This window comes from Microbacterium sp. JB110, from assembly GCF_003335195.1.
Taxonomy (GTDB): domain Bacteria; phylum Actinomycetota; class Actinomycetes; order Actinomycetales; family Microbacteriaceae; genus Microbacterium.
The window spans coordinates 690,428-713,876 of the sequence record NZ_QPGM01000001.1 but is presented as its reverse complement, the minus strand read 5'-3'; the positions used below and the strand labels follow the sequence as shown (position 1 = coordinate 713,876).

The 23,449-nt window shown below is 68.2% G+C and carries 16 protein-coding genes; 7 read left to right on the top strand and 9 right to left on the bottom strand.

Translation table 11 applies throughout. The features are described from left to right. Positions 1–71: 71 nt before the first annotated feature. Positions 72–290, bottom strand: coding sequence for a DUF7455 domain-containing protein (locus CIK77_RS03320; RefSeq protein WP_087054507.1), 219 nt, complete (start codon positions 288–290; stop codon positions 72–74). 186 nt (positions 291–476) lie between these two features. On the opposite strand from CIK77_RS03320, the gene CIK77_RS03315 reads away from it, so the two are divergent. After that, positions 477–2,561, top strand: a complete 2,085-nt coding sequence (locus tag CIK77_RS03315) for a DNA gyrase/topoisomerase IV subunit B (protein WP_087054508.1) — start codon at positions 477–479, stop codon at positions 2,559–2,561. 113 nt (positions 2,562–2,674) lie between these two features. Here CIK77_RS03315 and CIK77_RS03310 read toward each other — a convergent pair whose 3' ends face one another. Continuing rightward, positions 2,675–5,122, bottom strand: a complete 2,448-nt coding sequence (locus CIK77_RS03310; protein ID WP_249268533.1) for a DNA gyrase/topoisomerase IV subunit A — start codon at positions 5,120–5,122, stop codon at positions 2,675–2,677. A gap of 108 nt (positions 5,123–5,230) precedes the next feature. Between CIK77_RS03310 and CIK77_RS03305 the strand changes: the two genes are divergently transcribed. Further along, a complete protein-coding gene (locus CIK77_RS03305; protein WP_087054509.1) occupies positions 5,231–6,364 on the top strand; it encodes an alkaline phosphatase family protein in 1,134 nt (377 codons plus the stop codon). A 34-nt stretch (positions 6,365–6,398) separates the two neighbouring features. Here CIK77_RS03305 and glgX read toward each other — a convergent pair whose 3' ends face one another. From glgX to sepH, 6 genes are all read right to left on the bottom strand, one after another. Continuing rightward, positions 6,399–8,501, bottom strand: a complete 2,103-nt coding sequence (gene glgX / locus CIK77_RS03300) for a glycogen debranching protein GlgX (protein ID WP_087054510.1) — start codon at positions 8,499–8,501, stop codon at positions 6,399–6,401. Beyond that, entirely contained in the window at positions 8,498–9,952 is a 1,455-nt protein-coding gene (glgA, locus tag CIK77_RS03295; protein WP_087054511.1) for a glycogen synthase GlgA, read from the bottom strand. Before glgA ends, glgX begins: the two co-directional genes overlap by 4 nt. Before the next feature lie 15 nt (positions 9,953–9,967). Continuing rightward, positions 9,968–11,251: a glucose-1-phosphate adenylyltransferase gene (gene glgC / locus CIK77_RS03290; RefSeq protein WP_087054512.1), complete on the bottom strand. Its 1,284-nt coding sequence runs from the start codon at positions 11,249–11,251 to the stop codon at positions 9,968–9,970. A 2-nt stretch (positions 11,252–11,253) separates the two neighbouring features. After that, positions 11,254–13,434, bottom strand: a complete 2,181-nt coding sequence (glgB, locus tag CIK77_RS03285) for a 1,4-alpha-glucan branching protein GlgB (RefSeq protein ID WP_087054513.1) — start codon at positions 13,432–13,434, stop codon at positions 11,254–11,256. 48 nt (positions 13,435–13,482) lie between these two features. After that, positions 13,483–15,921 carry a glycogen/starch/alpha-glucan phosphorylase gene (locus CIK77_RS03280; RefSeq protein WP_087054514.1) on the bottom strand — a complete coding sequence of 813 codons (2,439 nt, stop codon included), beginning with the start codon at positions 15,919–15,921 and terminating at the stop codon, positions 13,483–13,485. 244 nt (positions 15,922–16,165) lie between these two features. Then, positions 16,166–17,236 (bottom strand): septation protein SepH, encoded by a 1,071-nt coding sequence (gene sepH, locus CIK77_RS03275; protein WP_087054515.1) that lies wholly within the window; start codon positions 17,234–17,236, stop codon positions 16,166–16,168. A gap of 235 nt (positions 17,237–17,471) precedes the next feature. Between sepH and CIK77_RS03270 the strand changes: the two genes are divergently transcribed. Then, complete coding sequence (locus tag CIK77_RS03270) at positions 17,472–17,765, top strand: DUF4193 domain-containing protein (protein ID WP_087054516.1); 294 nt, start codon at positions 17,472–17,474, stop codon at positions 17,763–17,765. 138 nt (positions 17,766–17,903) lie between these two features. Here the strand turns inward: CIK77_RS03270 and CIK77_RS03265 are convergent, their stop codons facing one another. Next, on the bottom strand, positions 17,904–18,392 hold the full coding sequence (locus CIK77_RS03265; RefSeq protein ID WP_249268534.1) for a DUF3093 family protein: 489 nt from the start codon (positions 18,390–18,392) through the stop codon (positions 17,904–17,906). Between the two features lie 18 nt (positions 18,393–18,410). Here CIK77_RS03265 and dut point away from each other — a divergent pair, with 18 nt between their 5' ends. The 4 genes from dut to acnA all read left to right on the top strand — a co-directional run bounded on the left by dut (position 18,411) and on the right by acnA (position 23,294). After that, a complete protein-coding gene (dut, locus tag CIK77_RS03260; RefSeq protein ID WP_170934098.1) occupies positions 18,411–18,893 on the top strand; it encodes a dUTP diphosphatase in 483 nt (160 codons plus the stop codon). Next, positions 18,890–19,540, top strand: a complete 651-nt coding sequence (locus CIK77_RS03255; protein ID WP_087054517.1) for a DUF3710 domain-containing protein — start codon at positions 18,890–18,892, stop codon at positions 19,538–19,540. The genes dut and CIK77_RS03255 overlap by 4 nt, the downstream gene beginning before the upstream one ends. Beyond that, complete coding sequence (locus CIK77_RS03250) at positions 19,537–20,340, top strand: DUF3159 domain-containing protein (RefSeq protein WP_087054518.1); 804 nt, start codon at positions 19,537–19,539, stop codon at positions 20,338–20,340. The genes CIK77_RS03255 and CIK77_RS03250 overlap by 4 nt, the downstream gene beginning before the upstream one ends. A 149-nt stretch (positions 20,341–20,489) precedes the next feature. Further along, positions 20,490–23,294: an aconitate hydratase AcnA gene (gene acnA, locus CIK77_RS03245; protein ID WP_087054519.1), complete on the top strand. Its 2,805-nt coding sequence runs from the start codon at positions 20,490–20,492 to the stop codon at positions 23,292–23,294. Positions 23,295–23,449: the final 155 nt, after the last annotated feature.

Genomic DNA, 23,449 nt, shown 5'->3' with positions numbered 1-23,449 from the left:
CCACAGCACCCGCCGCAAACCGAAGAACGCCCGTCCGGATCATCCGGACGGGCGTCGTTCGTGAACGTCGGTCAGACCGTCGACACCTTCTCGAGGCGGTCGGTCTCGTCGTGCCAGTCGGTGGCGACGGCGCGCAGCTTCTCCTCGAATTTGCGGCCGTGGTGGGCGCAGTACAGCAGCTCGCTGTCACCGACCTGGGCGGCGATGTACGCCCGCGCGCCACAGGCGTCGCAGCGGTCGAGCGCTGTGAGGCGGTGGGTGACGGGGGCTTCGGCGGTTGCGGTAGTCATGGGCGCTGCCTCCTCGTGGTGTGCCTCAATCGGTGATCCGTGTCCCCACATGTAATCACGTCATGCTGGGTGGGAGGGGCGTGCGCCACCCCGTTTCGCTCAGCGCGAAGGCGGGAATGCGCGGTCCGTCGGCCGACGCGTGTGTCCGCCGCGGAATCGCGCGGTTCCCGGATAGGCTCGAACACTGTGACTGCTGAGTATTCCGCCCACCACCTGCAGGTCCTCGAAGGGCTCGAGGCCGTTCGCAAGCGCCCGGGCATGTACATCGGCTCGAACGGGTCGCCCGGCCTGATGCACTGCATGTGGGAGATCATCGACAACTCCGTCGATGAAGCCGTCGCGGGCAACGGCGATCTGATCAGCATCATCCTGCGAGCCGACGGCAGCGTCGAGGTGCAGGATCGTGGTCGAGGCGTGCCGGTCGACGTCGAGCCGCGCACGGGCCTGTCGGGCGTCGAAGTCGTTTTCACGAAGCTGCACGCCGGCGGAAAGTTCGGCGGCGGATCGTATGCGGCATCCGGTGGCCTGCACGGCGTGGGCGCGTCGGTCGTGAACGCGCTCAGCGAGCGGCTCGACGTCGAAGTCGACCGCGGCGGCAAGGTCTACGCGATGAGCTTCCACCGCGGCGAGCCCGGCGTGTTCGCCGACTCGGGCGAGAAGACCCCGGATGCGCAGTTCTCGCCGTTCGAGCAGTCGAGCGAACTTCAGGTGATCGGCAAGGCCAAGAAGGGCGTGACCGGTACGCGGGTCCGCTATTGGGCGGACCGGCAGATCTTCACCAAGGACGCGGCGTTCCAACTCGAAGAGCTGATGACCCGTGCGCGCCAGACCGCCTTCCTCGTTCCCGGTCTCGAGATCTTCATCCGCGACGAGCGCGATCCGGATGCGGAGCCGATCGAGACCTCGTACCGGTTCGACGGCGGCATCTCCGAGTTCGTCGACCACCTCGCCACGGACGCACCCGTCACCGACACGTGGAGGTTCGAAGGCACAGGATCATTCACGGAGACGGTGCCGACGCTGCAGCACGACGGTTCGATGCGGTCGACCGAAGTGCAGCGCGAATGCCGTGTCGGCATCGCGCTGCGGTGGGGGACGGGCTACGACACGACGATGCGCTCGTTCGTGAACATCATCGCCACGCCCAAGGGCGGAACGCATCAGCAGGGCTTCGAGCAGGAACTGCTCAAGCAGCTGCGCAGCGAGGTCGAGAAGAACGCGCGACGGCTCAAGGCCGGCAACGACAAGCTCGACAAGGACGACGTGCTGGCCGGGCTGACCGCTGTGCTGATGGTCGAGCTGCCGGAACCGCAGTTCGAGGGTCAGACCAAGGAGGTTCTCGGCACGCCTGCCGCCAAGCAGATCGTGGCGAAGGTCGTGCGCGAGCGGATGAAGGAGCTGTTCGGCTCGACCAAGCGCGATGACAAGAGCCAGGTGTCCATGCTGCTCGACAAGGTCGTCGCCGAGATGAAGGCGCGGATCTCAGCGCGCACCCACAAGGAGACGCAGCGGCGCAAGAACGCGCTGGAGAGCTCGACGCTGCCGACGAAGCTGGTCGACTGCCGCACGAAGGAGACCGATTCCTCCGAGCTGTTCATCGTCGAGGGCGACTCGGCGCTCGGCACGGCGAAGCTGGCACGTGACAGCGAGTTCCAGGCGCTGCTGCCCATCCGGGGCAAGATCCTGAACGTGCAGAAGGCATCGATCAGCGACATGCTCTCGAACGCGGAATGCGCGTCGATCATCCAGGTGATCGGCGCGGGTTCGGGGCGCAGCTTCGACGCTGGCGCCGCCCGCTACGGCAAGGTCATCATGATGAGCGACGCCGATGTCGACGGCGCCCACATCCGGACGCTGCTGCTGACGCTCTTCTACCGGTACATGCGTCCGCTGATCGAGGAGGGCCGGGTGTTCTCGGCGGTGCCGCCGCTGCACCGCGTCGTGGTGATCAACCCCGGGTCCAAGCCGAACGAGACGATCTACACCTACAGCGAGGCCGAGCTGCACACGCTGATGACGAAGCTGCGCAAGGCGGGCAAGCGCTGGCAGGAGCCGGTGCAGCGCTACAAGGGCCTCGGCGAGATGGACGCCGACCAGCTGGCGGAGACCACGATGCAGCGCGACGGCCGCCTGCTGCGCCGCGTGCGACTTGAAGACGCAGAGGCTGCAGGCCGCGTCTTCGAGATGCTGATGGGCAACGAGGTCGCCCCCCGCCGCGAGTTCATCATCGAGAGTGCCGAGCACCTCGACCGCGCCACCATCGACGCGTGAGACGCACCTGAGCGCACGTCTCGCGGCGTTGTCGTCGGTCAGGGCACTCTCGGTGCCCCTTCCTCCTCCGCCTTGCGATACGCACGCTCAGGCACGCCTCACCACTCGGGCGGTCAGGCCAGGGCGCGGCCGATCGAGGTGATGACGGCGTCGAGGGGGTGGCCGGAGGCGTCGCGGCGGGCAAGGGTGTCGGGGAGCTTGCGGACCGAGCCTGTGGCGTCGACGGCGTGAGCGGGGTCGGGGCCGACCCAGGCGAGCGTGAGGGCCGTCTCACCCTTCAGCAGTGAGTGGGCGCGCACGCCGGCGGTGGCGCGACCCTTCGCGGGGAACTCTGAGAAGTCGGTGATCTTCGCTCTGCCTGCTTCGGTGCCGGCGATCGCTGTGCCGTCGCCCGAGAGCGTCACGACGACCGCGTCCGGCCTCGTCGTGGCGCCGAAGAAGATCACCTCGGCACCTGCCGACAGCTTCATGCCGGCCATTCCGCTCGCCGGTGCGCCCTGCGGCCGCACGTTCGCTGCGTCGAAGCGCAGCAGCTGTGCGTGATCGGTCACGAAGACGACCTCGGAGTCGTCGGCGGCCTCCGCCGCTCCCACGACTCGGTCGCCAGGCTTCAGTGAGATCACGTCGAGCTCCGGCTTCGCCGCGAGAGCGTCGGGCACGATGCGCTTGACCACGCCCTGCGCCGTGCCGAGGGCGACGGGAACGTCGGTGTCGAACCGGATGATCGTGAGAACGGTCTCCGACTTGTCGACCAGACCGATGTAATCGCGCAGCTTCTGCCCCGCGCCCAGCTGCACCGAGGTCGGCGGCACCGACGGCAGGTCGACGGGGGAGAACCGGATGAGACGCCCGCGCGAGGTGATCGCGCCCAGCTCGCCCCTGACGGTGCCTGCGACGGTCGCGAGGATCGCATCGTGCTTGCTGCGCCTGGTGGGGACGGTGATCTGCTGCCCTTCGGCGAGGTCGACGCGCACCGCGCGGCCCGTGGTCGAGAGCACCACGACGGTCGGCGCGTCGGCGATCTGCAGATCGAGCTCCTGGCCCTTGCGCGCCTTGGGCGCTGCGGGCTTGGCGTTCAGCAGCAGCGTACGCCGCGGCGTGCCGTACTTGTCCGCGACGGCTTCCAGCTCAGTTGCGACCTGGCGGCGCAGCAGCACGTCCGAGCCGAGCAGCTCCTCGAGCTGCGCGATCTCGGCGAGCAGGTTGTCGCGCTCCGATTCCAGCTCGATGCGTGAGAACTTGGTCAGTCGCCGCAGGCGCAGTTCGAGGATGTACTCCGCCTGCACCTCGTCGAGATCGAACACCTGGCACAGCTTGGTGCGGGCCTGGTCAGCCGTCTCTGAGGACCGGATGACCTCGATCACCTCGTCGATGTCGAGGATCGCGACCAGCAGGCCGTTGACGAGATGCAGGCGCTCCTGCTTGCGGTTCAGACGGTAGCGGCTGCGGCGCGTGACGACCTCGATGCGGTGGTCGAGATAGACGCGCAGCATCTCCTTCAGACCGAGCGTGCGCGGCTGTCCGCCGACGAGGGCGACGTTGTTGAAGGAGAACGAGTCCTCCATCGGGGTGAGCTGGTACAGGCGCTCGAGCACCGCCTGCGGGTCGAAACCGGTCTTCACACCGATGACCAGGCGCATGCCCTTCGTGCGGTCGGTGAAGTCGTTGACGTCGCTGACGCCCTGCAGCTTCTTCGACTGCACGGCGATCTTCATGCGTTCGATGACGCGTTCCGGGCCGACCATGTACGGCAGTTCGGTCACGACGATGCCGGTGCGGCGGGGGCCGACCTGTTCGATCGACACCTTGGCGCGCACCTTGATCGCGCCTCGGCCGGTCTCGTAGGCGTCGGTGATGCCGTCGAGCCCCATCACGATGCCGCCGGAGGGGAAATCGGGTCCCGGCACGAACTCCATCAGCTCGGCCGTCGTCGCCTCGGAATTGTCGAGCAGGTGCGTGGCGGCGTTCACCGTCTCGATGAGGTTGTGCGGCGCCATGTTGGTGGCCATGCCGACCGCGATGCCGCTGGCACCGTTGACGAGCAGATTCGGGTAGGCGGCCGGCAGCACGTCCGGCTGCTGGAACTGCCCGTCGTAGTTCGGTACGAAGTCGACGACGTCCTCGTCGAGGTTCTCTGTCAGCGCAAGCGCGGGAGGTGCCATCCGTGCCTCGGTGTATCGCGCGGCGGCCGGACCGTCATCGAGCGAGCCGAAGTTGCCGTGGCCGTCGACCAGCGGCACACGCAGCGCGAAGTCCTGCGCCAGGCGCACGAGCGCGTCGTAGATCGCGCTGTCGCCGTGCGGGTGCAGCTTTCCCATCACGTCGCCGACGACGCGCGCACTCTTGACGTGCCCGCGGTCGGGGCGCAGGCCCATCTCGGCCATCTGGAACAGGATGCGCCGCTGCACGGGCTTGAGTCCGTCCCGCGCGTCGGGCAGGGCGCGCGCGTAGATCACCGAGTAGGCGTACTCGAGGTACGACCCCTGCATCTCGTCTTCGAGGTCGATGTCCTCGATGCGCTCGGGTACCCGCTCGGCGGACGATGCCTGCTTCCGCGCCATATGGCCGTGACCTCTCTTTGCATGCAACAGCGCCGCGTCGTGGCGGCCGCCTCGTTCGGCGATCCGGGCGTCTCCGGCCGGGATAGGTGCTGTGGGAGACTGATCCGGATGTCATCGATCGTAGCGGCGGTGCCCGCTCATGCCCGGATCCTCACCGGGGTGGCGCCCGAGTTGGTCCGATCTCTGCAGGGCTCGGGCGAATGGCTGCCCTCCGCGCGGAGCGCCGTGCTGTTCGTGATCGACGGTCTCGGTGCGATTCAGCTGCGCCAGCACGCGGGGCACGCGCGTCGGCTCGCGCAGGCGATGGCGAAGCGGGACTCGGCGCGCACCGTGTTCCCGTCGACGACCGCCGCGGCGCTGACGAGCCTGCTCACGGGGACCGATCCCGGGATGCACGGGCTGGCCGGCTACCGGCTGATGGACCCGGAGCGCGGCATCGTCGTCGGGCAGATCGACGGCTACGAGAAGCACGGCGTCGATCCCGTGGCATGGCAGCGGGAGCCGACCGTGTTCGAGCGGGCGGCGGCGAAGGGGCTGACGCCGTTCGCCGTGAGCATGCGCAAGTATGCCGACAAGGGACTCACGCAGGCGATCATGCGGGGTGCGGACTTCGTCGGCGAGGACGACATGGCTCAGCGCGTGCGTGTGGCGCTCACCCTCGCTGAGCAGCACGAGGGCGCGCTGGTGTACTGCTACCTCCCCGAGCTCGATCAGACGGGCCACCGGCACGGCGTCGATTCGGCGCAGTGGCGCGGCACGCTCGAGCAGATCGATGCGGCGCTGGCGCCCGCGGTGCAGGCACCTGCGACGGTCGGCGCTGTCGTGACGAGCGACCACGGCATGATCGACGTGCCGAAGCATCGGCACGTGCTGCTGCGCGACGGGGACCCTCGCCTGACAGGCGTGGCGGCGCTCGGCGGCGAGCCGCGCCTGCTGCACGTCTACGCCGACGACGGCGTCGACCCCGCTCAGCTCGCCGACGTGTGGCGGCGCGAATCGGGAGCAGCAGCGGATGTCGCCACGCGCGACGAGGCGATCGGCGCAGGGCTCTTCGGCGAGGTCGCCGAGCACGTGCGCGCCCGCATCGGCGACGTGCTGGTCGCCGCGCGCGGCCTCTGGGCGTTCTACGACGATCGGCTCGCGAACAAGCAGGCACAGAACATGATCGGTCAGCACGGTTCCGTCACGCCGGAGGAGATGACGGTTCCCCTCATCCGCCTCGGCGCATACGCGCGCCGCTGATCCGGTGACGCGGAGATGCTCCGTGCCCGCGGCCTCAGTCGCAGGAGAGCAGGGTCAGCGATTGCGCCATCGCGGGGTAGGGGGCGGCAGCGGGATCGTGGGTCGTGGCCGCTGCACCGTTCTCGAACGTGATGGGGCGGGCCGAGTCGAACTCGACGCGCCATATTCCGCCCGAATCGGGCTCCGGCAGGTGCACGTCCGCATCGTCGCCGGTGTTGATGACCACGGCGACCGCTCCGGCGAGGCACGCGCCCCGCGGGTCGTCCGCGGCACCGCGCAGCACGACGGTCACGGTGCGGAAGCCCTCATCCTCCCAATCAGCGCTCTGAGTGGGGTCCCCGTCCGGTCGCAGCCACTCCACGTCGCGGCGGCCGTCGTCGCGCGTGCGCCCGTGTAGGAACGTCTCCTGGCGCAGCACGGGCAGCCGGTGCCGCGCGGCGATGGCGTGCCGGACGAACCCGAGCAGCTCCTCGTCACGGCCCGACCAGTCGACCCAGCCCGTGGGGTTGTCCTGCGCGTAGGCATTGTTGTTGCCCTGCTGGCTGTTGCCGAGCTCGTCTCCGGCGAGCAGCATCGGCACGCCCTGCGCCGTCAGGAGCGTGGCGAGCATGGCGCGCAGCCGCTGCGCTCGTGCGCCGAGGATCTCGGCGTCGTGTGTCGCACCCTCTGCGCCGAGGTTGTCAGAGAAGTTCTCGTTGTGCCCGTCGCGTCCGTGCTCCCGGTTCGCGTCGTTGTGCTTGTGCGCGAAGGAAACGACGTCGGCGAGGGTGAAGCCGTCGTGCGCTGTGACGAAGTTCACGCTCGCGGTCGCGGCGCGGCGACCGTGGTCGAAGGTGTCGGCTGACCCGAGCACGCGCTTGCCGAGGGGTGCGATGGCGAGCGGGTCGCCTCGCCATGCGCGGCGGATGTCGTCGCGGAACCGGTCGTTCCACTCCGACCACGGATGCCAGAAGGCGCCCAGCTGGTATCCGCCCGGCCCCAGATCCCACGGCTCGGCGATCAGGCGCAGGCCGGCGAGGGTCGGGTCCTGGCGGACCGCCTGGAAGAACGCCGCTTCCGGGTCGAACCCGTCGGCGCGTCGTCCGACCGCCGCGGCGAGGTCGAACCGGAAGCCGTCGATGCCGTAGCGCGTCGCCCAGTGGCGCATGCTGTCGAGGATGAGGCGCAGCACCATGGGGCGCTCCGCCGCGATGGTGTTGCCCGTTCCCGTGTCGTCGACGTGCGCTCCATCGTGCATGCGGAAGTAGCCCGTCTCGTGCAGCCCGCGCAGGCTGAGCGTGACGCCGCCCTCGCCGCCCTCTCCGTTGTGGTTGTACACGACGTCGACGAACACCTCGATGCCGGCTTCGTGCAGCGTGTGCACCAGTTTCCGCAGCTCCGCGTCGGCGTCGGCCGAGGCGTAGCGGGGCTCGGGCGCGTGCCATGCGATCGGCTGGTAGCCCCAGTAGTTGGTCAGCCCGCGCTCGACGACCGCCCGGTCGTCGAAGAACGCCTGCAGCGGCAGGAACTCCACGGCGTTCACCCCGAGTGAGACGAGGTGGTCGATGATCACCGGGTGCGCGGCTCCCGCGTACGTGCCGCGCAGGTGCTCTGGGACGTCCGGATGGGCGGCGCTGAGCCCCTTGAGGTGGGCCTCGTAGATCACCAGGTCCGCCGTGGGGTGGTGCGGGCGGTTCGCCGCGGGATCGGGGCCAGGTGCGTCGGCCAGAACGATCCCCTTCGGCACGACGTGCGCGCTGTCCCGAACGTCCCGTGCGCGGGTCGTGTCGTGTCCGACGGGTGTCACCGCGACCCCGGCCATCCGCGCATTCCACCGTGCTGGCACGTCGAGGGCGCGGGCGTACGGATCGATCAGCAGCTTGTGCTCGTTGAAAGCGGTCGACTTGTGCGATGGCGGGCCTGCCGCTCTGATCCCGTAGCGCGCCCCGTGACCGATTCGCCCGACTCTGGCGTGCCAGATGCCGCCGTCGTTGTAGGGCAGCGCGACCCTGGTCTCGTGCCCCGACTCGTCGAACAGGCACAGTTCCACGCGTTCGGCTTCCGGCGCCCACACCGCGACGTTCGCGCCGTCGCCGCCCGGCGTGACACCGAGCGGCCAGGAGCGCCCTGGGGAGACCTCGTGCGGATGGGGTGTCATCGCACGAGTTCCTCGAACAGATCGCCGTACTGCCGTGCCGACGCCGCCCAGTCGACGTGCTCTCTCATCGCCCGATCACGCACCTGAGCCCACGCTTCGCCATCGGCGTACAGGCTCGTCGCGCGATCGAACGCGTCGGCGAGGCCGCGCGCGCTGATGTCGGAGAACACGAAACCCGTCGCGGTGCTGTTCGCCATCGCGGCCGGGACTGCGTCGGCGACGGTGTCCCGCAGCCCGCCGGTGGAGGAGACGAGCGGCAGCGATCCGTAGCGCAGTCCGTACAGCTGGGTCAGCCCGCACGGCTCGAATCTCGAGGGCACGACGACGAGATCCGCGCCCGCGTACATCCGGTGGCTCAGCGGCTCGTCGTATCCGATCCGCACACCGACCGAACGGGGGAAGCGCGCCGACAGCTCCCTCAGCCAGTGCTCGTAGTCCGGCTCCCCGGAACCCAGCACGGCGACGGCGCCGCCTGCCGCGATGAAGTGCGGCAGCGCCTCCAACAGCAGGTCGACGCCCTTCTGATGGGTGAGCCTCGTCACCACGACGGCCAGCGGCCCATCCGGGTCGTCGAGGTCGAACTCCCGCAGCAGGGCGCCGCGGTTGTCCGCCTTGCGTGCGGGGGAGTCGGCGTCGTAGCCGACGACGTGCGGATCCGTGCTCGGGTCCCACACCGCCGTGTCGATGCCGTTCACGATGCCGGTCATCTCGCCCCTGGCAGTCCTGGCGGCGACGACTCCTTCGAGGCCGAACCCGAACTCAGCGGTCGCCAGCTGTTCGGCATACGTGCGGCTGACCGTGGTCACGCGCGAGGCGTGCACCATGCCGGCCTTCAGCGCACTGACGAGCCCGTGGTACTCGAGGGCGTCCGGATGGTGGTCCCACGTCGGCAGCCGCAGCCGGTCGAGGGCGTCCGGGCCGAAGATGCCCTGGAACGCGATGTTGTGGATGGTCATCACCGTCGGGACGTCGGATCCGGCGTAGGTCAGATACGAGGGGGCGAGCCCCGCCTGCCAGTCGTGGGCGTGCACGAGATCGGGCCGCCACCGGTCGCTCAGCCCGTCGATCGCGATCCGTGCCGCCGCCCAGCTCAGCGCGGCGAAGCGCACGTGGTTGTCCGGATGATCGTGGCCGTCGACGCTGTACGGCCCGCCAGGGCGATCGAACAGGTGCGGCGCGTCGAGCAGCAGCAGATCGAGTCCGTCGACGGAGCACGACCTGACAGCGGCAGGGCCGCCGAACAGATCATCCGTACGCCACACCCGTCTGGAGCGCCCGGCGCGAGCCCGCACACTCGGATAGGCCGGAATCAGCACGCGGGAATGCCAGCCCAGTTCGGCCAGCGCGGCCGGCAGCGCGCCGACGACGTCAGCGAGCCCCCCGGTCTTGACCAGGGGCGCGCACTCCGATGCGACGGACAGCACACGGCGTCGGCGAGCGGACAGGGCCATGATCGTCTCCTCTCGTCACCCCAACTCGGCCGCACGGCGGTCGAGCATGTCCTGGGTGATCAGCGTGATACCCGCGTCGGTGCGCCGGAACCAGCGGGCGTCGTCTTCTGCGTCTTCTCCCACGACGAGGTCCTCCGGAATGTGCACGCGGCTGTCGATGACGCACCTGGTGAGACGAGCGTTGCGTCCCACGTCGACGTAGGGGAGGGCGACGACGTGATCGAGCGACGAGTACGAGTGCACGCGATTGCCGGTGAACAGCAGCGAATTGTGCACGTCGGAGCCGGAGATGATCGTGTCGCCCGAGATGAGCGACTGGATCGCCTGGCCGCGCCGCCCCTCGTCGTCGTGGATGAACTTCGCCGGCGGGAGCTGTTCGGCGTACGTCCAGATCGGCCAGTCGTTCTCGTACAGGTCGAGCGGCGGCACGAACTCGGTGAGATCGATGTTCGCTCGCCAGAACGCGTCGATCGTTCCGACATCGCGCCAGTACGGCTCCGTCTCGAGGCCGGTCATCACGCACGACTCGCTGAACCGGTGCGCGTGCGCACTGCCCCGTTCGACCAGTGCGGGAATGATGTCGTGCCCGAAGTCATGGCCGGATTCAGGGTCGTCGGCATCGGCGATGAGCAGGTCGCGCAGGAACGCCCAGTCGAATACGTAGATGCCCATCGATGCCAGCGCGACGCTCGGGTCGTCGTGCGTGCCAGGAGGATCCGCCGGCTTCTCCAGGAAGTCGACGATGCGACCGCCCGCGTCGGTGTGCATGACGCCGAAGGCATTCGCCTCCTCCCGGGGGACGGTGAGGCACCCGACGGTGACGTCTGCGCCGGTTTCGACGTGCTGACGCAGCATCACCTCGTAGTCCATCTTGTAGACGTGGTCGCCGGCGAGCACGATGACGTACTTCACGCCGTAGTCGTCGACGATGTCGATGTTCTGCGTGACCGCGTCCGCCGTGCCCAGGTACCACTTGTGCTCGGCGACGCGCTGGCTCGCCGGCAGGATGTCGAGGTATTCGTTGCGCTCGGCACGAAGGAAGCCCCAGCCGCGCTGCATATGCCGGATGAGGGAGTGCGCCTTGTACTGCGTGGCGACGGCCATCTTGCGGATGCCGGAGTTGAGCGCGTTCGACAGCGGAAAATCGATGATGCGCATGTTCCCGCCGATGTGCACCGCGGGTTTCGCACGTCTGTCCGTGAGCTCCTTGAGCCTGCTGCCGCGGCCTCCGGCGAGCACGAACGCCATCGTCTGGTTCGTCAGCCTGGTCGGTGCACCGGGCTGCGCTGTCTTGGACATGATCATTCCTCCACGAAATAGATGGCAGACAGGGGCGGGAGCGTGAGCAGCGCGGATTGCTGCTCCGTGCCCACGGGAACGGGTTCGGTCTCGATTGCGCCGCCGTGTCCGCGGTCCGCACCGCCGTACAGACGGGAATCGGTGTTCAGCGCCTCGCGCCAGCGCCCCGGCAGGGGGAATCCGACACGGAAGCCGCTGCGTTCGACCGGCGTGAGATTCAGCACGACGACGACGTGCTTGTCACCGGGAGCACCACGGCGCAGCCAGGCGAACACCTGCTCATCGACCGCGTCGACCAGCAGCCATTGGAAGCCCCGCCCGTCGGCGTCGAATCGATGCAGTGCGGACTCGGCGCGGTACAGGCCATTCAAATCGCGCACGAGGGCCTGCACGCCTGCGTGGCCAGGGTCGTGCAGCACGCCCCAGTCGAGCTGGCCCGCATGGTCCCATTCCGCTGGCTGGCCGAACTCCTGGCCCATGAAGAGGAGCTTCTTGCCGGGATGGGCCCACATGAACGCGTAGAACGCCTTGAGATTGCCGAGCCGGTCTGCGTGCTCGCCCGGCATCCGGGAGTACATCGATCCCTTGCCGTGCACGACCTCGTCGTGACTGATCGGGAGCAGGAAGTTCTCGGTGAAGGCGTAGGTGATGCTGAAGGTGAGCTGATTGTGGTGGTGCCTGCGGTAGACGGGATCCTTGCCGAAATAGTCGAGCGAATCGTTCATCCATCCGAGGTTCCACTTGAAGTCGAACCCCAGACCGTCGTCGTCGAGGGCTCGCGTCACACCGGGGAACGTCGTCGACTCCTCTGCGATCATCGCGGTGCCCGCGTGAACGTCGCCGATCGCCCGGTTGACCTCTTTGACGAAGTCGATGGCCTCGTAGTTCTCGCGCCCTCCGTCGCGATTGGGCACCCATTGGCCCTGCTCGCGCGAATAGTCGCGATACAGCATCGAGGCGACGGCATCGACGCGCAGTCCGTCGAGGCGGTACTCGTCGATCCAGTACAGTGCGTTGGCGACGAGGTAGGCGCGCACCTCGGGTCGGCCGAAGTTGTAGATCAGCGTGTTCCAGTCGGGGTGGAAGCCCTCTCGCGGATCGAGGTGCTCGTACAACGCCGTCCCGTCGAACCTGCCGAGCCCGTGCGCGTCGGTGGGGAAGTGGGCGGGAACCCAGTCGGCGATCACCCCCAGGTCCCGCGCATGCGCCGCATCGACGAAGGCGGCGAACTCCGACGGCGTGCCGTTCCGGATGGTCGGCGCGAACAGGCCGACCGGCTGGTACCCCCACGATCCGTCGAACGGGTGCTCGGTCACGGGCATCACCTCGATGTGGGTGAACCCGAGGTCGGCGGCGTAGTCGACGAGTTCCGTGGCCAGTTCGACGTACGACAGGGAACGTCCATTCGGCCTGCGGCGCCACGAGCCGAGGTGCACCTCGTACACGCTGATCGGAGCATCCGCCCTGTTGATCTCCGTGCGCCGCGCATCCCAATCGGTGGCGAGCCAGTCGTGCCGGCCCAGTCGGCGCACCACGGACGCCGTCGCCGGAGGATGTTCGCTGCCGAACCCGACCGGATCCGCCTTCTGCGGCAGCGAGCGGCCGTGGCGGTCGAGCAGGTCGTACTTGTACGCGGCGCCTTCGTCGATACCTGGCACGAACAGCTCCCACACCCCCGTGGAACCGCGTGCCCGCATGGGGAGGGCAGCGGGATCCCACGAGCAGAAGTCGCCGACGACCGACACCCTGGAGGCGTTCGGCGCCCACACGGCGAAGTGCACACCTGCGACGCCCTCGTGCGTGATCACGTGAGAACCGAGCACGTCCCACAGCCGGCGATGCGTGCCCTCGCCGATCAGGTACTCGTCCAGTTCGCCGATCACGGGGCCGAAGCGGTACGGATCCTCCCGTTCCACGACGAGGCCGCTCGGCCACCGCACCCGCAGTCGATAGAACGGCAGCGACGACCCGGCGAACACCGCCGGGGCATCCGGATGCCGAGCGAGCTCGACGACGTCGGTGTCGTTCACTGCCCAGACACGTTCGGCTCCCGGCACATGCGCGACGACGCCGCGGCCGTCGTGCGTCGGGCCGAGCACCGAGAACGGATTCGGATGTGCGCCGCGGGCGAGCAGGGAGGCGGCGTTCGCGTCCGGCAGCTCGGCCGGTTCTTCAAGAGCCATCGGCAGTCCTTCGTCTCGACCGTCTCCGTCGCATCCGGATACGGCTGGTCACAGCACGGGGGTCACATTCCAGATCTCGCTCATGTACTCCCTGATCGCACGGTCGGAGCTGAAGTAGCCGATCCGCGCCACATTGATGGCCGCCATGCGCTGCCAGTGCTGGGCGTCCCGGTACGCGTCGTCGACCGCAGTCTGCGCCGTGTCGTACGCATCGAAATCGCTGGCGACGAGGAACCAGTCGTCGTTCCACAGTCGATCGACGAGGCCGCCGTAGCGTTCGGACTCATCCGGGCTGAACATGCCGTCGGCGACTGCCTGCAGCACTCCCTGCAGCGTCTCGCTCCGCTCGATCGCGGCGCGCGCATGTTCTGGCTGCTCTCGCCGAGCGGCGACCTCGTCCGCCGTGAGCCCGAACAGGAAGAAGTTGTCCGCCCCGACCCGATCGCGGATCTCGACGTTCGCGCCGTCCAGCGTGCCGATCGTGAGAGCGCCGTTCAGCGCGAACTTCATATTGCCCGTTCCCGACGCCTCCATACCGGCCGTCGAGATCTGCTCGGACAGGTCGGCGGCGGGGATCAGCCGCTCGGCCATGGAGACGTTGTAGTTCGGCGGATAGACGATGCGCAGCGCGTCTCTGGTGTCGGGATCGTCATTGATGACCTCGCCGACGTCGTTGATCAGCCGGATGATGTCCTTCGCCACCGCGTAGCTCGGCGCGGCCTTCCCGCCGAACACCTTCACGCGCGGCACCCAATCGGCATCCGGTTCGGCTTTGATGCGCTGCCAGCGTGCGATCGTCCACAGCACGTTGAGCAGCTGACGCTTGTACTCGTGGATGCGCTTGACCTGCACGTCGAACAGCGCGTGCAGGGGCACGTCGATGCCGTGCGCGTCGGACAGCCAGGAGACCAGACGCTGCTTGGCGCGCCGTTTGGTGCCGCCGAACGCCTCCAGGAACGCCGGATCGGCGGCATGGCCCTCGAGCTCGCCGAGACGATCGAGGTCGACCTCCCACCCCTCGCCGATCGACTCGGTGACGAGGTCGGCCAGCGGCCGATTGGCGAGCTTCAGCCAGCGCCTCGGCGTGATGCCGTTGGTGACGTTGACGATGCGGCCGGGGGAGAGCGCCTCCCTGTCGGGGAACAGGTCCTTGCGGACCAGGTCGGTGTGCAGGGCCGATACACCGTTGACGCGGTGGCTGGTCGCGAATGCCAGGTCGCCCATCTTGACCTGGTCGTGCTCGATCAGGCTGAGGCCGTTCGCCGCGGCGCCGTGCACGTCCGCGAGGCGGCCATCGAGCCGCTCGATGATCTGCAGATGCCGCGGCAGCAGCGCGCGCATCAGGTCGACGGGCCAGCGTTCGAGTGCTTCGGGAAGGAGCGTGTGGTTCGTATAGCCGAGCACCTCGGTGGCGAGATCGACAGCCGCGTCGAAGTCGAAGCCGTGGTCGTCGACGAGGATCCGGATGAGCTCTGGGCCCGCGATGGCCGGATGCGTGTCGTTCATCTGGATGGCGACGTACTGCGGCAGGCGCCGCAGGTTCCGGTGGGAGCGCAGGTAGCGGGCCAGCACGTCCTGCACCGAGGCGGAAGTGAGGAAGTACTCCTGCGACAGCCGCAGGTGTTTGCCGCCTTCCGTCTCGTCGTTCGGGTACAGCACCCTGGTGAGCGTGCGCGCCCACGTCTCCGGCTCGGCGGCGCCCATGAAGTCGCCCGCGTTGAACCTGTCGAGGTCGATCAGCGCAGCGTCGGGCGCCGCCGCCCACAGCCGCAGCGTGTTCGCCCACCTGGCGCCGTAGCCGATCACGGGGGTGTCGTGCGCGGCGGCGGCGATCCGTGATGCGGGGTGCCATACGGCGGCTCCGCCCTCATCGGCGACGTGGCCGCCGAATCGCACCTCATGCACGGCCTCGGGCCGGGGGAACGACCATGGGTCGCCGGCTGACAGCCAGTCATCCGGATGTTCGACCTGTCGACCCGCGTCGAAGTCCTGCCTGAACAGCCCGCGTTCGTAGCGCAGGCCGTATCCGAAGGCGGGGCAGCCGAGCGTGGCCATGGACTCGAGGTAGCAGGCGGCGAGGCGGCCCAGACCGCCGTTGCCGAGGGCGGGGTCCGGTTCGTCCTCGGCGATGCGCTCGAAGCTCTGCCCGAGGCCCGCCAGCGCCTCGACAGCGGTGTCGCGCAGCCCGAGATTGATCGCGGCGTCTTCGAGGAGTCGTCCTGGCAGGAACTCCATCGACAGGTAGTGCACGCGTTTGCGGTCCTCCTGCGATGCGCGCCTGGTCGCGTCGAGCCATGGTTCGGTGGCGCGGTCGCGGATCGTGCGGCTGAGCGCGAGCAGCCAGTCGGATCGCGAGGCGACTGTCGGAGCCTTGCCGACGGTGACCCGCAGATGGTGCAGCAGCGATGCGCGGAACTGCGCAGGGGTGCTTCCGCTCAGCTCGGGAGTGCGGCCATCCGTGTCGGTCGTACGGAGAATCTCGGGCATGGGATCTCCCTATGTCGTGGCCGAAGGAGGCCTCTTCCGCGAACGCTACCGCTCGCGATGGCCACATCCTAGGGAAGCCCGAAGATCCGCAGGTTAACTGCTCGATAACGGCGGCTATCGTCGCACCCGCGAGCGGACCCCTTCTTGTCGAGTGGACGCCTTGTGTGCGTGCGAAGGGCGTCCACTCGGTGAAGAGGGGTCCGCTCGAAGGAGACCAGGCGCGCCGAAAGCGGCGGCGCGTGGTTCAGTCGTCGCTGCGGGCGCCGAAGACGATCTCGTCCCATGAAGGCATCGCGGGGCGTCCGTTCTTGCGGCGCGGCGGATTCGACGGATTCGATCGGTCGTCGTGCTCGTCGGTCGGTGGGCCATCCGGAGCGTCGTGGGCTGCGACGGGCTGCGACGAGGTGTCCTGCGCCGTGTCATCCTGCGTCGTGTCGCCGATCGCGTCGAAGAGCGCGACGGGGGAGGAACCAGCGCCCTTCGCCGGATGGCGCGCTGCGCTCTCCTCGAGGTCGTTCATCGGTGGGGCCTCGCGGCGTCCGCGTCGACGGCGCAGCGCCTCCAGCAGGTCGACCGTCTCGGCGTCGCCGTCCTCCGCCGGTGCGGGCTGGTCGCCTGCGTCCTCGGTCTCGCGGCGGCCCGACACGTCTTCGGTGCTCTCCGGGAATCCCTGCCGACCGAATGCGCCCCCATCGAAGCGCGAGTCGTCCTTGGTCTCGGCGTCGAGCGCGCGCAGGCGCGGGATCAGACCGTCGGGCAGTGGGCCCTGGCGGGAGAGCTGTGTGGCGTCGCCGTTCTGGGGGGAGAGCGCACTGCGGCGCGGATCGAAGGACCAGCGAGCATCGTGATCGACCTCGTTCGCGGTGAATTCGAGCTTCACGGTCCAGCCCGATTCGTCCTTCCAGCTCGTCCAGCGCTCCCTGCTCGCGTGCAGGTCGGCGAGCTTGGCACGCACGGCGGACCCGAAGGTCGGGTTCTCCTCGACATCGAAATCGCTTCCGATGACCACGGGAACAGCGAGGGCGCGGTCGACGACGTGCTCGCGCTCGGCCAGCACCGGCCCCTCGAAGCGGCGCACGGCCTCGATCTCGACCGACAGCAGTTCGGAGGTCTCCTCGGCCGAGAGCCCTGCGCGGATGCGCGCCTGGATGTCGCGCGGGCTCGCTCCGAGCGGAGCCGTGGGCTTCTGCTCGCGGCCGTGACTGCGCATCTCGGAGCGCAGAACGTCATCGATGGCGAGCGTGAAGCGCTGGCCGGAATCGTCCGCCAGGATGAGGCGGTCGTCTTCCGCTCCGATGATCGTGAGCTGTTCCATGCTGTGCTCCCTCCGCAACTGCGGTCGAACGCCATCGTTCCACGCCATGGCCGCACCGCCGGGAATGCGGAGGGCGCGCCGCCGGTTCCATCTCTTGCGCAGCGCGTGAGCGCGTGATTCGCAACTCGGTGAACATCCGCATTTGCGAAACGTCGCTCTCTCGTGCAAACTATCGCCGCTCCTCATCGCAATGAGGGGCTCACTGGCCCTGATGAAAGAAGTGTGACGCCCTCAGATGGCAACCGACTACGACGCCCCGCGCAAGTCCGAAGACGACAACAACGAGTCGATCGAGGCACTCAAAGCGGCGCGCAATAACCCGCAGCCGGGCAATGCGGAGTCAGACGACTCCGACAACCCGGGATTCGAGCTCGGCGGCGCGGATCTGTCCAACGTCGAGCTCGACGTCGTCGTGCTCCCGGCGCAGGACGACGAGTTCACGTGCATGCAGTGCTTCCTCGTGAAGCATCGTTCGCAGATGGCAGGAAGCGACGCGAACGGACCGTACTGCAAGGACTGCGCGGCCTGATCAGCGCTCCGCCCGACGACGACACGCCCGACTCACTTCGGTGGGTCGGGCTGAGTCATTCCTGGGAGTTGTGATGCGTGGGCTGGGAATCGGGCCCGTTTCCTGGGAAAGATGGGGGCCGGCTGGGAGCGGTGGGGCTCAGCGGGCAACGGCTCCGCGCTGGGCGAAGGCGATGGAGACGGCGAGGCGCTCCGGCGTGCGGGTCGAGATCGTCCACGCGGTGGTCGGATCATCCGGATCGTTCACGGGCACGACCACGACGCCGTCGATGCCTCCCCGGATGAGCACCCAGCCGCCGGCGGCAAGATCCTGGCCGCGAGCGGCGCGGGCCTCGTCACCCGTCAGAGGGATCGGTTCGCCGAGCAGGCCGACGTCGATATGGGCGCGGCCGGCACGCAGCGTCGTGCCGTCGACGACGAGGCGCGGCGCCAGCCCGATGAGGCAGGCCACGACGGCCACTGCGACCGCGAGCCCGATGGCGAGTGAGAACACGGGGCTGACGCCCACGAATACCAGCGTCGACATGGGAGCGACGACGCCTGCGCCGACGATGAGCCAGAGCGAGGGCGCCAGCCGCTCTCGATACATCGGCTGCGAGCCCCGAACCGGGGCGGGCATGGCGGTCATAGCGAGTACTCTCGTTCCGTGAGCGAATCCGTGATTGTGCCCATTCTCGCACCCGTGGCCCCGCAGTACGCCCACCGGAACGACGCAGGAGCAGACCTGGTCGCCGCCGAGAGCGTGCGACTCGAGCCGGGGGAGCGCGCCCTCGTCGGCACGGGCGTGCGCATCGCTCTGCCCGACGGGTACGCGGCGTTCGTGATGCCGAGAAGCGGGCTCGCGGTCAAGCACGGAATCACGATCGTCAATGCGCCTGGCACGATCGACGCGGGCTATCGCGGTGAGATCAGGGTGGCGCTGCTGAACACCGATCGACGAGAGTCGTACGACATCGCAGAGGGCGACCGGATCGCGCAGCTGGTGCTGATGCCGGTGGTGCAGGCGCGATTCCTTCCGGTCGAGGAGCTTCCGGACAGCGAGCGCGGGGACGGCGGATTCGGTTCGACCGGTTACCAGAGCCCGGATGATCAGATCGCCGCATCGAACGAGGAGGACGAGAACAAGTGAGCGACGACAACACGAACGAGAACGCAGAAGATCAGGTCGTCGAGCAGTCGGAACCCGAAGCGTCCGATGACGCCTCCGCGGACAAGTCCGCCCCGGACGATCGCGCTCAGGGCGGCCCGTTCGACGCCAGCGAGGTCAATCCGGTGCGCCCGTACATCGATCTCGGTGGCCTGAAGGTGCTGCCGAGGGACGGCCTCAACCTGCGCCTCGAAGTCGAGGAGAAGACGAAGCGCATCGTGGCGATCGGGCTCGACTACGTCGATTCGACGCTGCAGGTGCAGCCCTTCGCCGCGCCGCGGTCGAGTGGCCTGTGGCACGAGACCCGCGACCAGCTGCGCGACCAGGTGCGCGGCCAGGGCGGTCGCGTCGAGGAACGCGAAGGCGCACTCGGCGCCGAGCTTCTGGCCGAAGTGCCGACGGGCGACGCCGAAGGCGGCAAGTCGATGCGACTCGCGCGATTCGTCGGCGTGGACGGTCCCCGCTGGTTCCTGCGCGGCGTGATCGGCGGCAAGGCGACGAGCGACCCGGACGCGGCACGCCAGGTCGAGGAGCTGTTCCGCTCCCTGGTCGTCGTGCGCGGCCAGAACCCGATGCCGCCGCGCGACCTGATTCCGCTGAAGATGCCGGCATCGCCGGGCACAGCGTGAGCGACGCACGGCCCGACGACGCTGAGGGGCGCGACGGCGATGCCGCCGGGCGCACGCCTCTGACGCCTCCTGCGGCCGAACCGGCCGAGCCGAGCGCGTCGGAGGTCCTCGGGCAGGCGGTGGACAGCGCGGCGCGCCGGGCAGGCATCGACCCGAACGCCGATGAGCCCACAGCCCGCGTGGTGTGGCGCGTCATCGGCGGTTGGCGCGGCGTCGCCGAGTCGGTGCTGCCGCTGCTCGGCTTCGTCGTCGCCTACACGGTCACGGGCATGCTGCTGCTGTCGCTGGTGATCTCCGTGGGTGCTGCCGCAGTCTTCACGATCATCCGGCTCGTGATGAAGTCGCCGCCGATCGCTGCGCTGTCGGGTCTGATCGCAGCGGTGATCGCGGCGGGGATTCCGCTGGTCACCGGCCGCGCGGAGGACCAGTTCGTGATCGGCTTCATCACGAACATCGCCTACGGCTCCGCGTTCGTGATCTCTGCGCTGGTCCGATGGCCGCTGATCGGCGTCATCTCCGGCTTTCTCGTGGGTGAGGGGCTGGCATGGCGCGAAGATCGGCGCAAGCGGCGCGTGTTCTTCTGGCTGTCGATGGCTTGGGGCGGGCTGTTCGCGCTGCGTCTCGGCGTGCAGCTGCCGTTCTACTTCGCCGAGGACATCGCCACGCTCGGCACAGTGAAGATCATCATGGGCATCCCGCTGTTCGCGCTTCTCCTGGCGGGGACATGGCTCGCCGCACGTCGCCTGTACCCGCGCACGGAAGCGCCGGATGGACGATCGGACGCCGAGCATCAGGCATAATGGATTTATCTTGACGTCAAGATAAATTGACGGCCTGGTGCGAGCTCAGAAGAGGTCCAACAGGTTAGGCGTCCCTTGCTAGCCCGCGGGCCATGCGAGGGGCAGGATGATGGGCAAAGCCCGCGGTCAATTCCGAAGGAGATGAACCGGTGTCCACGGTGAACAGCTTCGGTGCCAAGAGCACCCTGAAAGTCGGCAGCTCCGACTACGAGATCTACCGCCTCGACGCGGTGGAGGGCCACGAGAAGCTGCCTTACAGCCTCAAAGTCCTCCTCGAGAACCTGCTCCGCACGGAGGACGGCAAGAACGTCACCGACGAGCAGATCCGCGCACTCGGCAACTGGGACGCGTCGGCGGAGCCGAGCACCGAGATCCAGTTCACGCCGGCGCGAGTGGTGATGCAGGACTTCACGGGTGTTCCGTGCATCGTCGACCTCGCCACCATGCGCGAGGCGGTGACGGCACTCGGCGGAGACCCGAACAAGATCAACCCGCTCTCGCCCGCTGAGATGGTCATCGACCACTCGGTCATCGCCGACCTGTTCGGGCGCGAGGACGCGCTGGAGCGCAACGTGGAGATCGAGTACGAGCGCAACGGTGAGCGCTACCAGTTCCTGCGCTGGGGCCAGTCGGCGTTCGACGACTTCAAGGTCGTGCCGCCAGGGACCGGCATCGTGCACCAGGTCAACATCGAGCACCTCGCCAAGGTCATCTACGACCGTCCGGCCGACGGTGTGATGCGTGCGTACCCCGACACGTGCGTCGGCACCGACTCGCACACCACGATGGTCAACGGCCTCGGTGTGCTCGGCTGGGGCGTCGGCGGCATCGAGGCGGAGGCGGCCATGCTCGGCCAGCCGGTGTCGATGCTCATCCCGCGCGTCGTCGGCTTCAAGCTCGCCGGCGAGATCCCCGCCGGCGTGACGGCGACCGACGTCGTCCTGACGATCACGGACATGCTGCGCAAGCACGGTGTCGTCGGCAAGTTCGTGGAGTTCTACGGTGAGGGCGTCGGCTCCGTGCCGCTCGCCAACCGTGCCACGATCGGCAACATGTCGCCGGAGTTCGGCTCGACCGCCGCGATCTTCCCCGTCGACGACGTCACGCTCGAGTACCTGCGCCTGACCGGCCGCGAGGAGCACGCAGTCCAGCTCGTCGAGGAGTACGCCAAGGAGCAGGGCCTCTGGCACGACCCCTCCCGCGAGCCCGAGTACAGCGAGTACATCGAGCTCGACCTGTCGACGGTCGTGCCGTCGATCGCCGGCCCGAAGCGCCCGCAGGACCGCGTACTGCTCTCGGAGGCGAAAGAGCAGTTCGACAAGGACCTGCTCAACTACACTTCGGCGCCGTCGGACATCGTCGACGAGGCCGGCGAGGAGTCGTTCCCCGCATCGGACCCGGCCTCGCTCGAGACCGAGCATGCCGAAACGGTCGTGCACCACAACTCGGCGCACCCGCCGGCGTCCGTGTCGCAGCCCGTGCGGATCCGCACGGCAGAGGATGAGTACACACTCGACCACGGCGCTGTGGCGCTGGCAGCGATCACATCCTGCACGAACACATCGAACCCGTCGGTCATGATCGCCGCCGGCCTGATCGCGCGGAAGGCACGAGAGAAGGGCCTGAAGAGCAAGCCGTGGGTGAAGACCACGCTCGGCCCCGGTTCGAAGGTCGTCACCGACTACTACGAGAAGTCGGGTCTCGACAAGGATCTCGAGGGCCTCGGCTTCTACACGGTCGGCTACGGCTGCACGATCTGCATCGGCAACTCCGGCCCGCTGATCCCCGAGGTCTCGCAGGGCATCAACGACAACGACCTCGCGGTCACGGCGGTGCTCTCAGGCAACCGCAACTTCGAGGGACGCATCAGCCCCGACGTGAAGATGAACTACCTCGCATCGCCTCCGCTGGTCGTGGCGTACGCGCTGGCCGGCTCGATGCACTTCGACTTCGACAGCGACGCCCTCGGCAAGGATTCCGATGGCAACGAGGTGTTCCTGAAGGACATCTGGCCGTCGCCCGACGAGGTGCAGGAGATCATCGACTTCGCGATCTCGCGCGAGCAGTTCATCAAGCAGTACAAGACGGTGTTCGACGGTGACGACCGCTGGCGCAACCTGCCGACGCCGACCGGCTCGACGTTCGAGTGGGACGCTGATTCGACCTACGTGCGCAAGCCCCCGTACTTCGACGGCATGACGCACGAGCTTACGCCGGTGCGCGACATCACCGGCGCCCGTGCGCTGGCGAAGCTGGGCGACTCGGTCACGACGGACCACATCTCGCCCGCTGGTGCGATCAAGGCCGACACCCCGGCCGGTCGCTATCTGAACGAGCACGGCATCGACCGCAAGGACTTCAACTCGTACGGTTCGCGCCGTGGAAACCACGAGGTGATGATCCGGGGCACGTTCGCCAACATCCGTCTGAAGAACCAGCTGCTCGATGGCGTCGAGGGCGGGTACACCCGCGACTTCACGCAGCCGGACGCTCCGCAGTCGTTCATCTACGATGCCTCGCAGAACTACCAGGAGGCGGGCACACCGCTCGTGGTGCTCGGCGGCAAGGAGTACGGCTCGGGTTCGTCGCGCGACTGGGCGGCCAAGGGCACCAGCCTGCTGGGCGTGCACGCCGTCATCACCGAGAGCTTCGAGCGCATCCACCGCTCGAACCTGATCGGCATGGGCGTCGTTCCGCTGCAGTTCCCGGAGGGCGAGTCCGCCGATTCGCTCGGTCTCGACGGCACCGAGGTCTTCTCGATCACGGGCCTCGAGGAACTGAACGAGGGCACCACACCGAAGACGGTGCACGTCGTCGCAGAGCCCAGCGAGCACTCGGCAGAGGGCAGGCAGCCCGTCGAGTTCGACGCGGTCGTCCGCATCGACACCCCGGGTGAGGCGGACTACTACCGCAACGGAGGCATCCTCCAGTACGTCCTCCGCTCACTCGTCTGAGCAGGCGCTCGGAGGCCAGCAGGGAAGACCCCGTCCACCACAGGTGGGCGGGGTCTTCCCATGTTCCACTCCAGGCTGCCGAGATGCGCACTTTTCGTCGAGATGCGCCGGTTTCAACGTGATTTCGTCGAAAAAGTGCGCATCTCGCGAGCTGT

Bases quoted from the DNA above. Each gene is read 5' to 3' on its own strand.
- CIK77_RS03320 (WP_087054507.1), bottom strand. From the start codon at position 290: ATGACTACCGCAACCGCCGAAGCCCCCGTCACCCACCGCCTCACAGCG.
- CIK77_RS03310 (WP_249268533.1), bottom strand. From the start codon at position 5,122: ATGGCGCGGAAGCAGGCATCGTCCGCCGAGCGGGTACCCGAGCGCATC.
- CIK77_RS03305 (WP_087054509.1), top strand. From the start codon at position 5,231: ATGTCATCGATCGTAGCGGCGGTGCCCGCTCATGCCCGGATCCTCACC.
- glgX (WP_087054510.1), bottom strand. From the start codon at position 8,501: ATGACACCCCATCCGCACGAGGTCTCCCCAGGGCGCTCCTGGCCGCTC.
- glgA (WP_087054511.1), bottom strand. From the start codon at position 9,952: ATGGCCCTGTCCGCTCGCCGACGCCGTGTGCTGTCCGTCGCATCGGAG.
- glgC (WP_087054512.1), bottom strand. From the start codon at position 11,251: ATGTCCAAGACAGCGCAGCCCGGTGCACCGACCAGGCTGACGAACCAG.
- glgB (WP_087054513.1), bottom strand. From the start codon at position 13,434: ATGGCTCTTGAAGAACCGGCCGAGCTGCCGGACGCGAACGCCGCCTCC.
- CIK77_RS03280 (WP_087054514.1), bottom strand. From the start codon at position 15,921: ATGCCCGAGATTCTCCGTACGACCGACACGGATGGCCGCACTCCCGAG.
- sepH (WP_087054515.1), bottom strand. From the start codon at position 17,236: ATGGAACAGCTCACGATCATCGGAGCGGAAGACGACCGCCTCATCCTG.
- CIK77_RS03270 (WP_087054516.1), top strand. From the start codon at position 17,472: ATGGCAACCGACTACGACGCCCCGCGCAAGTCCGAAGACGACAACAAC.
- CIK77_RS03265 (WP_249268534.1), bottom strand. From the start codon at position 18,392: ATGACCGCCATGCCCGCCCCGGTTCGGGGCTCGCAGCCGATGTATCGA.